The organism is Haloarchaeobius amylolyticus (genome assembly GCF_026616195.1).
In the GTDB taxonomy this organism is placed as follows: domain Archaea; phylum Halobacteriota; class Halobacteria; order Halobacteriales; family Natrialbaceae; genus Haloarchaeobius; species Haloarchaeobius amylolyticus.
Genome location: NZ_JANHDH010000001.1, coordinates 975,020 through 988,490, shown reverse-complemented (window position 1 = coordinate 988,490; position 13,471 = coordinate 975,020). Strand labels below are relative to the sequence as shown.

Genomic DNA, 13,471 nt, shown 5'->3' with positions numbered 1-13,471 from the left:
AGTCCACGCCAGCGGTTCAGTGTTGTAGACTCGCACTCGCGGTCTGTCAGCGCATTCAGCGACTCGAAGTCGAAACAAACGAGGGCCGCTTGCTGACTGTCTTCTCTGCATTCGGCATGCCACGGTTGTCGGAATCTGATAGTCTCGACAGTTCTGTCGATGTCGGTCCGCCAGCAGCCCCGTTGGACACAACGGCCAAGTACCGGGACTGACTTGTTCGAGTATCGTGTTCGGGGTGTCGTGGCCGGTCGCCGGGTCAGTCGTCGCCGGGGTCGCGAACCTCGCGTTCCTGTGGTACCTCTGGGACTTCCGCGACAAGCCCGGCGCGCGGTGGTTCTTCGCGGTCATCCTCGGACAGGTCGTCCTCTGTTTCTCGCAGGCGGTGGCGATGCTTGTGTTCGAGCCACTGTGGCTCCGGGTCGCACTGGAGATGCTGTTCTGGCTGGCCGGGAGCGTCGTCGTCGTGGGCTACCTCGGGTTCGCGGCGGCGTACACCGGCCGCGGGCACCTGCTCCGGACGCCGTGGTTCGGCGCCGTGGCGCTGTTCGGCCTCGGCTTCGACCTGCTCGTGGTGACGAACCCGTGGCACCACCTCGTCTGGCAGGACTTCCGGCTCGACCCGATCTTCGGCGCCGCGACCGTCTCCTACGTCCACTCCCCACTCATCCGGTTCCAGTACGTCGGCATCGTCCTCGTCTCGGTGGTCGGGATGGCGCTGCTGCTCGACACCGTCCTGAGCTTCGGCCCACTGTACCGCAAGCAGGCCGCGGCGGTCGCCCTGACGCCGATTCCGCCGGTCGCCGCGTTCACCCTCTGGACGTTCGACCTCGGGCCCGCGCCACAGCTCAACCTCGTCCCCCTCATGTTCCTGCCCCACATCGCGCTCGACACCTACGCGCTCTTCCGGAGCGACATGTTCGAGTTCAGCCCGACGACGCGGCGGACCGGCGAGCGCGCCGCCCTCGACGACCTCGGGAGTCCCATCGTCGTCGTGGACGAGAAGGGCCGTATCGTCACGCTGAACGCGCCCGCCGAGGCCGCCTTGGGCGTCGAGAAACAGGCCGCACTCACCGAGCGACTCGTGGACTACCTCGGGGTCGCGGACCTCGACCTCGCCGAGTCCGACCAGACCCTCTCGCTCCGGACCGACGGGGTGACGACGACCTACAAACTCGTCACCTCCCCGCTCCGCGACGTGGCCGGAACCCACGTCGGCTACACCGTCCTCCTGCAGGACGTGACCGAGGAGAGACGGCGCAAGCAACGCCTGACGGTCCTCAACCGGGTGCTCAGGCACAACCTGCGTAACGACCTGACCGTCGTGCAGGGCTACCTCGACGGGGCGGTCGACATGGTCGACGACGAGGAGGTCGAGTGGATGCTCTCGACCGCCGCCGACGAGACGCGCGGGCTGGTCGCGCTCGGCGAGAAGGCCCGGACCATCGAGCAGACGATGGGTGGGGACGTGACGGTCCGCGAGGGGGTGGCGATGGCGGCCCTGCTCGGGGACGTCGCGGACCGGCTCGGAGCCGAGTTCCCCGACGGGCGAATAACGGTCGACGTGCCGGCGGGCCTCGAACTCACGACCGACCCCGACGTCGCCGCGGTCGTCTTCGCGAACCTGCTGGAGAACGGACTGGAACACGACGACGGCCCGGACCCCCACGTCACGGTCTCGCTGGCCGGCGTCGAGGACGACGAGACCGCCGTCTTCACCGTGAGCGACGATGGCCCGGGCATCCCGGCCCACGAGCGCGAGGTCGTCGACGCGGGCGAGGAGACCGCCCTCGCCCACGGGAGCGGGCTGGGGCTGTGGCTGGTCAGCTGGGGCGTCACGGCGCTGGGTGGCACCGTCTCGTTCGAGCCCAGCGAGGAGGACGATACCGGAGCCGCAGGAGACGACGGGACGACCGTCGTCGTGCGACTACCTGGCGCCGAGCAGGTTCCAGCAGAGCAGGCCGAACCGGCCTCTCAGGCCTCGCCGTAGACCGGGACCGCGGCCCCGCTGGTCACGCTGGCGGCGTCCGAGCAGAGGAACAGCATCGTCCGCGCCACGTCGGCGGGGTCGACCCAGTCGTCGCTCGGCTCCATCATCTCGCGGTTCATCGGCGTGTCGAGCACGGAGGGCATCACGCAGTTCGCCCGCACCGTGCCGAGGTTCTCCTCGGCGAGCGTCTCCGTCAGGATGCGGATGCCCGCCTTGGTGATGCGGTACGGCCCGTCGCCCTCGCCACCCTCCAGCGAGGAGCGCGCCGAGACGGAGACGATGGCACCCGCCTGCTCGCGGAGGTGGGGCAGGGCGTGCTTCGAGGCGAGGAACGCCGACTTCAGGTTGACGTTCACGAGGAACTCGAACTCCCCGAGGTCGGTCTCCTCGATGGGCTGGCCGCCGCGCCAGGTACCGGCGACGTTGCAGAGGCAGTCGATGCGGCCGTGGCCCGAGACGACGTTCTCCATCAGCGTCTCGACCGCACTCTCGTCGGTCAGGTCGGCCTCGTAGAAGTGGGTGTCGTCGTCGGTGTCCAGCAGCGAGTCCTCGTCGTCCGGCGGGACGATGTCGACGGCACAGACGGTCGCGCCCGCCTCGCGGAAGGCGGCGACGACGGCGCTCCCGAGGGCGCCCGAGGCACCTGTCACGATGGCGACGCGGTCGGAGAAGTCGAAGGTTACCGACATGGCTAGAGAGAGACACCCAGGGCGTATAAAGGTCGCCGCGGCGAGCGATTCGCAGCCTCGCTGGCTCACCCGTCGAGCAGCGATCGCACCACCCGCGCCTCGGCCCGGCGCAGGAGCTCGTTGGCCGTACTCGGCGAGCACTCGAGCGCCTCGCCGATATCCGCGAACGACGCCCGCCGCGGCGTCTCGTAGAACCCGAGCGCGTGGGCCGCCTCAAGCGCCTCGCGCTGGCGGTCGGTCAGCCGCGTGAGGGCTGCCGGCTCACCCGGTCGATAGCCGCCGGTCCACTCCACCTCGATGGGGACGTCCACCTCGGTCACGTCCGCGAAGGCCGCCTGCAGGGCGTCGCCGTCACCGGCCACCGTCACGCAGAGCCCGTCGTCGGTCACCCGGAGGGGCGGGTCGAGCAGCAAGCGATGCTCATCGAGGACCCGGAGCAACGCACTGACGGACTCCTGCTCCGCCACGTTGACGAACACGTAGCACTGGTCTGCTCCCGCCGCGACCACGTCGTACTGCAACACCTCCTCGTGGTCCGTGAGCACCTCGCCGATGGCCGCCCCGTCACCGCCCGAGACGCGGTACAGCATCGCGTAGGTCCCGTCGGCCAGCCACTCCAGGTGCTGGATGCCCTCGCGGGTCACGCCCGGAATCCCCGCGAGCGCCTCGTCCACGCCCGGGAACGCGCCCTCGGCCGGTCGGAGTCGCAGCCCTACGGACTTCATGGCAGTACTTGGCGTCGTAATCGGTTAAAAAATCGGGGTCGGTCTCCCGCCAGCGCGGTCAGTACTCGAACTCGGTGTCGATCTCCGAGGCGTTCTCGGTCATGACGACCGCCGCGTTGGAGTACTGCAGCACCTTCTGCATGTCACCGTCGAGGTCGAACTTCCCGCCCATCATGCCCTCGATGGCGTCGGTGTCGCCGTGGACGAGGTCCTTCCAGTCGGCGTAACTCCCGCGGAAGGCGAAGCCCCAGTCCACGTCGTCCTCGCTGGCGACCTGCCTCGCCTCGGTGCACTCGCCGTCTTCGAGGTCGACGTAGAGGTACACCGGGTCGCCGTCGTAGGTGCCGTCGGGCTCGATGACGAACAGGAACGAGCCGTTGAACCCGACGCCCCAGCCCGAGCCGACCTCGCTGTATCGCTCGGACTCGTTGAGCTTGTCCTGCCACGCGTCGATCCATGCACCCGCCTCGCTGGGCATCGCGATAGCCATGCTCGCGTCTTCTCTCGGATTCCTCTTACTCGTTCCGCCGGATGGAGTCGTGTCTTTATGCCCCTGCGTCCCCCCGACCGGCCGCCTGCGTCGGTCGTCGCTGGACGGGTCGTCGGGAGGACCGGCGGCTACATCGAGGCTGTCAGGCCACCATCGACCCGGATGTTCTGCCCCGTGATGTAGCTCGAGTCGGCGGAGAGCAGGTACGCGACCGTGTCTGCGATCTCTGCGGTCCGAGCCGGGCGTTCCATCGGGATCCGCTGCCTCGTCTCTGCATCCACCTCGTAACTGTCGACGAACCCCGGCTGGACGGTGTTCATCCGGATGCCGGACGACGCGTATCGGTCGGCGTAGAGTTTGGTGAAACTCCCGAGTCCAGCGCGAAGCACCGACGAGACGGGGAAGTCGCTCGACGGCTCGAACGCCGAGAAGGTCGAGATGTTCACGATGGCCCCGTGCCCCTGGTCCTGCATGATGGGGGTGACGAGTCGCGCCATCCGGACCGTATTCAACAGTACGAGGTCGAGCCCGTCGTGCCACGCTTCGTCGGAGATATCGAGAAGGTCGCCCGTCGCCGGGTGGCCCGTGTTGTTCACCACCGCGTCGATTCGACCGTAGCGCTCGTACGTCGTCTCGACGAGGGTCGCCAGGTCAGCAGGGTCGGTCACCGAGCCTTCGAACCCGTCTCCACCGAGTTCGTCCGCGACCTCGACGGCGCTCCCCGACGGTGACAGGAGAATCGGCGTGTACCCGTCCTCGTGAAGTCGCCGCGCACAGGCTTCGCCGATACCACTCCCGGCCGCTGTCACTATCGCTACCTTCTCTGTCGGCATAGACCGCTCTACTCGGGACTGCGCTTTATGGATTTGCACCGGTCTGGTACCCGGGGTAACCGGCGAGGGGACGACCGGTTCGAGCCCTTTCTCTACACCAGACGAAGAAGAGTGCGAGCGCGGGAGCGCCCTCGACGACCCGCCTCTGGGTGCGGACTCCCCGCACCGCCTCCAGGTATCGCCCGCCGCGACTCAGAACGTATCGCAGACGGGAATCCCGACCGTGTCGTAGTCCCCCAGGTTCTCGACGACGCCGGGCACCTCGTCGAGCGAGATGCGCTCTGACACGATGCGGCCGGGCTCTAGCTTCCCCGTCTCCATCATCCGGAATATCTCGTCGTACTCGTTCGGCGGCGTCCCGAACGAGCCGTAGAACTCGCGCTCGTCGGTGACCATGGTGTCCACCGGGAGCGACACCTGCCCACCTTCGTCGCTCGTCGTCATCCCGATCTGGAGGTGCTGGCCGCCCTTCCCGAGCGAGTTCATCGCGTTCTGGCAGGTCTCGGCGATGCCCAGTGCGTCGACCGCGACGTCGGCACCTCGCGACGACTCGGTGTGCTTCTTCACTGCCTGCGGCACGTCCTGTACCTCGTTGACGTTCACGAGGCGGTCTGCACCCAGTTCCTGGGCACGCTCCAGTTTCTCCTCCGCGAGGTCGACCGCGATGACGTTCGCGCCGAGGGCGTCGGCGATGTGGACCGCCGAGAGGCCGACGCCGCCGCAGCCGTGGACCGCGACCCAGTCGCCGGGGGTCACGTCGACCCGGTGGACCAGCCCGTGGAAGGCGGTCGCGAACCGGCAGCCGAGGCCGGCCACGTCGACGGGGTCCACGCCATCGGGGAGTTTCACGACGTTGTGGTCGGCGTTCCTGACGGGGTAGTACTCGGCGAAGGCGCCGCCCTGGATGGGGAGGAAGCCCATCGGGACCGAGCGCTCGCAGATGTTTCCGCGGCCGCTCCGGCAGTGGTGACAGGAGCCACAGCCGAGGTTGAACGGGTTCGTGACGCGGTCGCCGGGCCGGAACCGGTCGACGTTCTCGCCGACCTCGACGACGGTGCCGGCGGGTTCGTGGCCGAAGACGAGGCCGGGCGTGGGCATCATCCCGATCCACTGCCAGTCGCCCTGCCAGGCGTGCCAGTCGCTCCGGCACACTCCGCAGGCCTCGGTCTCGACGACGATGCCGTCCTCGTCGCACTCGGGTCGGTCGACCTCCTCGACCGACAGCGGTTCGCCAGTTCCCTGGAAGACGACTGCGCGCATGGGTATGGAGAATACTTCAGGCCGCGGTAGCTTAAATGTAATGATTAAATATTATAAAACTGGCGGGTGCTGTCGCTCGGGAACCGCAGAAACGCGGGAGAGCCCGGACTCACCCCAGGTTCGGGATGTCGCCGAAGCTCATCTTCACCGTCTTCGTCTGCTGGTAGGCCGCCATCGCCTCGACCGCGAGTTCGCGGCCGATGCCGGACTGCTTGTACCCGCCGTACGGTGCGGGCTCGAACATGTCGTTGTAGGTGTTCACCCAGACCATCCCGGCTTCGAGGTCGCGCGAGACCTCGTGGGCCGTGTTCAGGTCCGAGGTCCAGACGCCCGCGGCGAGGCCGTACTCGGTGTCGTTGGCGCGCTCGACGACCTCGTCCTGGCTCTCGAACTCGAACACGGCGAGCACCGGCCCGAACACCTCGTCACAGGACAGCTGCGAGTCGTCGGCCACGTCGCCGAAGACGACGGGTGGTACGAAGGGCGCCTCGGCCAGCTCGTCGGGGACCGGCTTCTCCAGCAGGACGCTCGCGCCCTCGGACGTCGCGGTCTCGACGTGGTCCTCGACCTCGGCGCGGTGGTCCGAGTCGACCATCGGCCCGATGTCCGTCAGTGGCGAGAGGGGGTCGCCGACGGTCAGTTCCTCGACGCGGGCGGCGAACCGCTCCAGGAACTCCTCCCTGACGTCCTCGTGGAGGAACAGGCGCGAGCCGGCGGTACACTGCTGGCCCTGGTTGAAGAAGATGCTCACGAGCGTCCCCTCGACGGCCTCCTCGAGGTCCGCGTCGGGGAAGACGATGTTCGGGCTCTTCCCGCCGAGTTCCAGCGAGACGGGGTGGATGTGCTCGGCCGCGTTCCGCATCGCGGCCTGCCCGGCGGCTGTGCTACCAGTCAGACTCACCTTCCCGACGCCCTCGTGGCCGGTGATGGCGTCGCCGACGACGCTCCCCGCGCCGGTCACGACGTTCAGGGCGCCCGGCGGGAGCACCCGGTCGACGATCTTGGCGATCTCCAGGGTCGAGAGCACCGCCCGCGAAGACGGCTTGTACACCACGCTGTTCCCCGCCGCGAGCGCCGGGCCGAGCTTCCAGGCGACGAACATCGCCGGGAAGTTCCACGCGCTGATGCAGCCGACGACGCCGTAGGGCTCCTGTCGGGTGTGGATGAGCTTGTCGTCGCCCGACGGCGGCACCCGACCCTCGTCGGCGGTCCGGGCGAGGCTCGCGAAGTGGCGGAACTGGTCGATGAGGATGGTCGTGTCCACGAACAGCGAGTGCTTGTTCGGCTTCCCCACCTCGAGGCTGTCCAGCCGGGCGATGCGGGTCTTCTCGGCCTCGAGTTCGTCGGCGATCTCGTGGAGCAACTCGGCGCGCTGCTGGGGCGTCTTCTCGCCCCACGAGCCCTCGAAGGCGTCCTGTGCCGCCGCCACGGCGCGGTTCACGTCCTCTTTCGAGCCCTGCTGGAACCGCGCGAGTTCCTCGCCCGTGGTCGCGTCGGTCGTCGCAGCCGTCTCGCCCGACTCGCTCGCGACCCACTCGCCGCCGACGAGGTGGCCGTACTCGTCCTCGGGAATCGCCTCCGCGGCGACGGTCCGGTGCTTCTCCAGCACGTCCTCGGGGAGGCTCATTCCGGAAGCACCTCCCGGTCGAGCGAGACGCCGAGCCCCGGTCCGTCGGGGGGCGTCACGTAGCCGTCCTCGTGGTCGAGGGTCTCCGTCAGCAGGAAGTCCCGTACCTCGGGAGTCCACGGCGGCTCCATCGGGAACTCGCACCACGGCGACCCGGCGACGGCCATCACGTGCAGGTTCGCCGCGAAACCGATACCGTTGGTCCACGTGTGGGGCACGAACTCGACGCCGTGGTCCGCGGCCCGCGAGGCGACGCCGACCCCGCCGCGAATCCCGGTCGCCAGCGCGGCGTCGGGCTGGACCACGTCGAGGGCGTCCCGGGACAGGAACTCGTGGAAGTGGTGGGGGCCGTTGTTGAACTCGCCGCCCGCGATGGGCACGTCGGTCGCGGCCCGCAACCGGGCGTAGTTCTCGTACTCGTGGCGTGGCAGGGGTTCCTCCAGCCACTCGATGCCGCCCACGTCCTCCAGCTCGCGGGCGAATCGCAGGGCGTCCTTGTACGACCACCGCACCTCCTCCTCCATGACCCGGACCGCCCAGCCCTTGTTGGCGTCGACCATCAGGGGCAGGTCCGGGAACGCGTCGCGGACCGCCCGGACCAGCTCGATGTCCTCGGTCCGGGTGACCCGGAGCTTCACCGCCTGGAACCCCTCGTCGACGCGGTCCTGGACGTATTCGATGCGCTCGGCAGCGTCCTGCACCTCCCCGGTGCTGGCGTAGCACGGGATGGGGTCGTCGCTCCCGCCGAGTATCTCGTAGACCGGCTTGTCGGCGGCCTTCCCGACGATGTCCCAGAGCGCGAGTTCGATGTGCCACGGCCGGGGGCCGATGAGGTCGATGCTCTGGAGCTTGCGGCGGATCGCGTCCACGTCGTGGGGGTCCTCACCGGTGAGAAAGAGCGACAGGGGTGTCTCGTACGTCAGCCCGCCCGCGAAACTGGGGCTGGCCGTGATGCCCGTGATGCCCTCGTCCGTCTCGACCTCGAACAGTTCCACCTCGTGGCTCGACTGTGGATAGCCCGGAATCCACGTCGGCTCGAACGACCCGTCGAGCGGGTGGCTCAGGTGGTGCTGGGTGACGCCGGTTATCTGCATATGCCACTAGCTCACAGGGCAGTCACCTAAGGATTCAGACGGATGGGTGGGGCTGTTTAAGAGTGATGGGCCCTCGAAATCCAGGCCTGTCCGGCTCTCGCGCCCACCGAGTCACGTCCGGAACTCGAATCGCGCGCCTCCCTGCTCGCTCTCGAGGAGGAGGACCTCCCAGCCGTGGGCCTCCGCCACGGCCGCGACGATGGCGAGCCCGAACCCGGTCCCGTCTGCCGAGCCCGTGACACCCCGCTGGAACACCGCCTCGCGCCGGTCGGGCGGGATGCCGATCCCGTCGTCCTCCACGAAGAACCCGCTGTCGGGGGCGTCGAGGCGACCGATACGGACGGTGAGTAGGGTGGGCTGGTCGTTCTCGGGATGGGAACCGTGCTCCACACTGTTCCGGAACAGGTTCTCGAAGAGCTGGTGCAACCGGACCGCGTCGGCGTCGACCGTCCCGAGGTCGTCGGCCAGTTCGAGCGTGGCGTCGCCGGTGTCGACGACCCGCCAGGAGACGGTGGCCGTGGCCGCGAGGTCGACCGGCTCGGTCTCGCCGAGCACCCGCCCCTGCCTGGCGAGCGCGAGCACGTCGGTCACGAGGTCGTCCATGCGGTCGAGCGCCTCCCGGATCTCCGGCGTGAAGTCGGCGTCCCCGTCGTCGCTCTCGGCGAGCGAGAGGTACGTCCGGGCGACCGAGAGGGGGTTCCGGAGGTCGTGGCTGACGACCGACGCGAACTCGTCGAGGCGCTCGTTCTGGCGGGCGAGTTCCGTCTCGCGGTCCCGGAGCGCCTGCAGGCGGTCGAGCCGGTTCAACACCGCCTCGATGGACCCCGCGAGGACCTTCGCGAGTGCCTCGTCCCCCGGCGCGAGCGTCTCGTCGGTGGTCCCGACGACCACCACGCCGTGCCGGCCGAGTGGGAGGACGAAGTCGCCCCAGGGGACCCGGTCGCCGTCGGCGGTTATCTCGGTCACCTCGGTCCGGGCCTCGTCGCTGACGAACGACTCCCACGCCGCGCCCCCGTCGCGCGGGATGGCTCCGGGGTCGCCGGCGACGGCTGCCAGCTCCTCTGACCACGCCTGTGGCGCGAGTTCGTCGCGCTCCGGGTCGAAGGTGTAGACGCACGTCAGCCGGTAGTCGAGCACGTCCGCGAACAGCTCGACCGCCAGCTCGGCCACGTCCCCCGGCGTCTCCTCGAGCAGCAGGCGCTCGGTCCCGTGGTAGAGCGCCGAGAGGTGCTCGACGTGGCGGCGGTCGTCGGTCACGTCCATGGCGACGTTGATGACGCCCTCGACCGCGCCCGTCTCGTCGAACAGCGGTGCGTGTGTCACCTCGTACAGCCGGGGCACCCCGTCGACCGCGACCGTGACCTCGTCGGTGACGGGTTCGCCGGACGCCATGACCGCCTGGTCGTTCGCCCAGGCCGTCTCTGCGGCCTCGCTGTCGACGATATCGGTGAGGTGGTTGCCGAGGATCTCCTCGCGCCCGGGGCCGTCGGCGGCCTCGACGGCCTCGTTGACGAACACGTGCAGGCCCGCGGCGTCCTTGATGGTCACGAGCTGTGGCATCGAATCGACGACCGCCCGGAGGTGGCGTGCGGACCGCCGCAGGTCGGTCTCGCGGTGAATCCGTGCCAGCGCGTGGCCGACGACCCGGCCGAGTGCGTCGAGCCGGTCGACCGCGGTCCGGACCCCGCAGAGCCCGAGGAGCCCATACAGGTCGCCGTCGTGGGTGAGCGCGACGAGGACCTCGCCCGAACTCGATTCCGTGCCGGTCCCGCGGGCCGACGACCCGGCCTCGGCTGACGCCGCCGCGAGGCGCTCGGTGGTGTTCTCCGGCGGCGCCGTGACCGTGCCCGCCGCCGCGCTCGCGCTCTCGTCGGCGAGGACGGCCCAGGCACCGTCGCACAGGTCAGACTCGACGAGCGCCCCGGTCGTGCCCTCGAGGGCGGCCATCGCGGTCCGCGCGTCGACCAGTGCCGTCGCGGCCGTGCCGACCGGGTCCAGCGTCGGCTCGCCGGCTGCGGTGGGTTTTGCGGCCCTGTGGGTGTCGCCCGGGCCCGCCGGGCGCGCCTCGGCGGGTGTGGTGTGGCGGACAACTCGCTTCACCAGCACGTCGGGGTCGTCCGTGACGGTCCTCGCGGCGAGTACCTCGCTGACGTCCCGGACCAGTGCCTCGCGGGCGACCGCGTCGTCGTCGGCCAGGAAGAGGCACACCGTGCCGGCCGACGTGGTGTCCGACGTGTCGGCGACCGCGTCCAGCAGGTCGACGCCGTCGTCGCCGTCGAGGGTCGTCCCGACGACGAGGCAGTGCACCTGCTCGTCGAGTGCCGACAGCGTCTCCGACAGTGTCGTCGTCACGACCACGTCGTAGTGACCGTGGTCCGCGAGGCCGGCCGAGACGTGCCTCGGCCAGTCCTTCCCGGACCCGTCAGCGAGACAGACCCGGACGGTCTCCATGCGGTAGGGTTGGCGTGGAACCTACAAGACCATTGCTAGCGGGTGGCACCAGCCGCCGGCGGCAGCCATCGACACCTCGGGTCGCGGCGGTCGCTCGCTCCCAGGAGAAACGCGTAAACCACTCGCCGCCGAGGTCTCACCCGTGCGACTGATCGCCCACCGCGGCTTCGCCGACGAAGCCCCCGAGAACACCGTTCCGGCCGTCGAACACGCCGTCGCCGCCGGGGCGGACGTCGTCGAGGTGGACGTGCGCCGGTGCGCCTCCGGCGAGGTCGTCGTCCACCACGACGAGACGGTCGACCGCGTGACCGACGGGTCCGGCCCGGTCGGGGCCCACACCTTCGACGGCCTGCAGGCGCTGGACGTGCTCGACTCCGGCGCGGGCGTCCCGTCGCTGGCGCAGGTGCTCGACGCGATTCCACCCGAGGTCGCCGTCAACGTCGAACTCAAGGAGACGGGTGTGGCGGCCGACGTGGCGGCCCTGCTCGCCGACCACGAGGGCGAGGCGATGGTCTCCTCGTTCGACCAGCAGGCACTCCGCGAGATGCGCGAGGCCGATGCTGCCGTGCCGACCGCGTTCCTCACCGACCGGTTCCGCGACCGGCCCGTCGCGACCGCCCGGGACCTCGGCTGTTCGTACGTCCACCCCCACTACCGGCTCTGTCTCCTCTCGCGGCTGGTCGAGCGCGCCCACGACGCCGGCATCGAGGTGAACGTCTGGACCATCCGCCACGCCGCCATCGCCCGGCTGCTCGCCCTCCGGGGGGTGGACGGCGTCACCTCGGACCGCAGCGGGATTCTCGACTGACGACGGTTCGCTCGTTCTCGGCCCCCTTCCTTCTCGGCCCTGTTCCGTCCCAGGTCAGTTCCGCCTCAGGTCCGTTCCAGCCGGACCATCGGCTCCGGGTAGTCCGTCCCGAGTTCCAGCCCGTGGTCGCGCCGCCGGTGCCGGGGGATGGTCCACGGTTCGTGTGCCTCCTCGGCCGAGAACGGTTCGAGCGCCGGGATCCAGCGCTTGACGTACGCGGCGTCCGGGTCGTACCGGTTCGCCTGCCAGACGATGTCGAACTGCCTGTCCCGGGAGTCGTTGCCCACGCCCGCGATGTACGCCCAGTTCCCGTAGTTCGAGCAGGGGTCGTAGTCCAGTAGCTTCGTCTCGAAGTAGGCCGCGCCGTGGCGCCAGTCCAGACGCAGGTTGTTCGCGAGGAAGGAGGCGGCGTTCTGTCGGGCGCGATTGCTCACGTACCCCGTCTCGTTCAGCTCGCGCATGGCGGCGTCGACGAACGGGATGCCGGTCTGGCCGGTCGCCCACAGCCGGAAGCGCCGGTCGTCCCAGAGCCAGGTCACGTCGGTCCGGTTCCGGATGCCCTCGCGACGGAAGTGCTGGTTCCCGTGTTTGACGAACTGGAACTGGAAGAAGTCCCGCCAGCACAGCTCGAACAGCAGCCAGTAGGTGGAGTCGTTGGCGACGCGCTCGGCCTCGTACCGCCGCACCTCGTCGTGGACGTACCGCGGGGAGAGACAGCCCAGTGCGAGCCACGGCGAGAACTTCGACGAGTAGTCCGCACCGACGAGGCCGTTGCGCGTCTCCTTGTACTCGCGGAGGTGGTCGCCCTCCCAGATGTACTCCTCGACGCGGTCGATGGCCCGACCCTCACCGCCCGCGAAGGGGAGTGCTCCGCGGTCGTCGGCGGTGGCCGGGTCGGTCCCGAACGGCGCGGTCGGCACCTCGCCGGTGTCGTCACCGACCGAGACGGGCAACGGCGGCAGGGCCGGCTCCGGGAGCGGGTCGCGGACCGTCGACTCCGCCTCGACCGCCTTCCGGAACGGGGTGAACGTGTCGTCGATGACCCGCGGGTCGGTCGGCAGGTCGTCGACGTGGTAGAGCGTGTGTCCCCAGTGGGACTGCACCTCGACCCCCTCGTCCGAGAGCGCGGCCGTGACCGCCGATTCGACGTCCTTCTCCTCGCTGGTCGGGTACGTCGAACAGTGGAGTTCGTCGGCGTCGTGGGCCGCCGCGAGTTCGGGCAGCACGTCCTCGGGTTTCCCCTCGCGGACCAGCAGGTCGCACCCGTGCTCGCGAAGCCGCTCACGGAGGTCGGCGACGCTCTCGGTCAGGAACCGCGTTCGATGGCCACCCGTCTTCTCGAAGGAGAACGAGTTCGGCCCCCCGTACTCGCGCTTGCCGAACGCTCGTGGGTCGAAACAGTAGACGGGGAGCAGTTCGTCCGCCTCGGCCGCCGCCGCGAGCGTCGGATTGTCGTGGCAGCGCAGGTCCCGGCGGAACCAGACGAGAGCCGTCCGTGTCATGCGAA

The 13,471-nt window shown here is 69.4% G+C and carries 11 protein-coding genes; 2 read left to right on the top strand and 9 right to left on the bottom strand.

Going from position 1 to position 13,471, the window contains the following annotated elements; genetic code table 11:
- Window positions 1–226: 226 nt before the first annotated feature.
- Entirely contained in the window at window positions 227–1,987 is a 1,761-nt protein-coding gene (locus NOV86_RS05030; protein WP_267640164.1) for a sensor histidine kinase, read from the top strand.
- On the opposite strand, the gene NOV86_RS05025 is transcribed toward NOV86_RS05030, so the two are convergent.
- The 8 genes from NOV86_RS05025 to NOV86_RS04990 form a co-directional block, all read right to left on the bottom strand.
- Window positions 1,972–2,676: an SDR family oxidoreductase gene (locus NOV86_RS05025; RefSeq protein ID WP_267640162.1), complete on the bottom strand. Its 705-nt coding sequence runs from the start codon at window positions 2,674–2,676 to the stop codon at window positions 1,972–1,974. The two genes, NOV86_RS05030 and NOV86_RS05025, sit on opposite strands and share 16 nt — an antisense overlap.
- 65 nt (window positions 2,677–2,741) lie before the next feature.
- Complete coding sequence (locus NOV86_RS05020) at window positions 2,742–3,401, bottom strand: helix-turn-helix domain-containing protein (protein ID WP_267640161.1); 660 nt, start codon at window positions 3,399–3,401, stop codon at window positions 2,742–2,744.
- 58 nt (window positions 3,402–3,459) lie between these two features.
- Window positions 3,460–3,891, bottom strand: a complete 432-nt coding sequence (locus tag NOV86_RS05015; RefSeq protein ID WP_267640160.1) for an SCP2 sterol-binding domain-containing protein — start codon at window positions 3,889–3,891, stop codon at window positions 3,460–3,462.
- 128 nt (window positions 3,892–4,019) lie between these two features.
- Window positions 4,020–4,724, bottom strand: coding sequence for an SDR family oxidoreductase (locus tag NOV86_RS05010; protein WP_267640158.1), 705 nt, complete (start codon window positions 4,722–4,724; stop codon window positions 4,020–4,022).
- A 192-nt stretch (window positions 4,725–4,916) separates the two neighbouring features.
- On the bottom strand, window positions 4,917–5,984 hold the full coding sequence (locus tag NOV86_RS05005) for a zinc-dependent alcohol dehydrogenase family protein (RefSeq protein ID WP_267640157.1): 1,068 nt from the start codon (window positions 5,982–5,984) through the stop codon (window positions 4,917–4,919).
- A gap of 109 nt (window positions 5,985–6,093) precedes the next feature.
- A complete protein-coding gene (locus NOV86_RS05000) occupies window positions 6,094–7,611 on the bottom strand; it encodes an aldehyde dehydrogenase family protein (protein ID WP_267640156.1) in 1,518 nt (505 codons plus the stop codon).
- Window positions 7,608–8,705 (bottom strand): mandelate racemase/muconate lactonizing enzyme family protein, encoded by a 1,098-nt coding sequence (locus tag NOV86_RS04995; RefSeq protein ID WP_267640155.1) that lies wholly within the window; start codon window positions 8,703–8,705, stop codon window positions 7,608–7,610. Before NOV86_RS04995 ends, NOV86_RS05000 begins: the two co-directional genes overlap by 4 nt.
- A gap of 111 nt (window positions 8,706–8,816) precedes the next feature.
- Complete coding sequence (locus tag NOV86_RS04990) at window positions 8,817–11,156, bottom strand: sensor histidine kinase (RefSeq protein ID WP_267640154.1); 2,340 nt, start codon at window positions 11,154–11,156, stop codon at window positions 8,817–8,819.
- 142 nt (window positions 11,157–11,298) lie between these two features.
- Here NOV86_RS04990 and NOV86_RS04985 point away from each other — a divergent pair, with 142 nt between their 5' ends.
- Window positions 11,299–11,964, top strand: a complete 666-nt coding sequence (locus NOV86_RS04985) for a glycerophosphodiester phosphodiesterase (protein ID WP_267640153.1) — start codon at window positions 11,299–11,301, stop codon at window positions 11,962–11,964.
- Window positions 11,965–12,029: 65 nt separating this feature from the next.
- On the opposite strand, the gene NOV86_RS04980 is transcribed toward NOV86_RS04985, so the two are convergent.
- Window positions 12,030–13,466 (bottom strand): DASH family cryptochrome, encoded by a 1,437-nt coding sequence (locus tag NOV86_RS04980; RefSeq protein ID WP_267640152.1) that lies wholly within the window; start codon window positions 13,464–13,466, stop codon window positions 12,030–12,032.
- Window positions 13,467–13,471 lie beyond the last annotated feature (5 nt).

Bases quoted from the DNA above. Each gene is read 5' to 3' on its own strand.
- NOV86_RS05025 (WP_267640162.1), bottom strand. From the start codon at position 2,676: ATGTCGGTAACCTTCGACTTCTCCGACCGCGTCGCCATCGTGACAGGT.
- NOV86_RS05020 (WP_267640161.1), bottom strand. From the start codon at position 3,401: ATGAAGTCCGTAGGGCTGCGACTCCGACCGGCCGAGGGCGCGTTCCCG.
- NOV86_RS05015 (WP_267640160.1), bottom strand. From the start codon at position 3,891: ATGGCTATCGCGATGCCCAGCGAGGCGGGTGCATGGATCGACGCGTGG.
- NOV86_RS05010 (WP_267640158.1), bottom strand. From the start codon at position 4,724: ATGCCGACAGAGAAGGTAGCGATAGTGACAGCGGCCGGGAGTGGTATC.
- NOV86_RS05005 (WP_267640157.1), bottom strand. From the start codon at position 5,984: ATGCGCGCAGTCGTCTTCCAGGGAACTGGCGAACCGCTGTCGGTCGAG.
- NOV86_RS05000 (WP_267640156.1), bottom strand. From the start codon at position 7,611: ATGAGCCTCCCCGAGGACGTGCTGGAGAAGCACCGGACCGTCGCCGCG.
- NOV86_RS04995 (WP_267640155.1), bottom strand. From the start codon at position 8,705: ATGCAGATAACCGGCGTCACCCAGCACCACCTGAGCCACCCGCTCGAC.
- NOV86_RS04990 (WP_267640154.1), bottom strand. From the start codon at position 11,156: ATGGAGACCGTCCGGGTCTGTCTCGCTGACGGGTCCGGGAAGGACTGG.
- NOV86_RS04980 (WP_267640152.1), bottom strand. From the start codon at position 13,466: ATGACACGGACGGCTCTCGTCTGGTTCCGCCGGGACCTGCGCTGCCAC.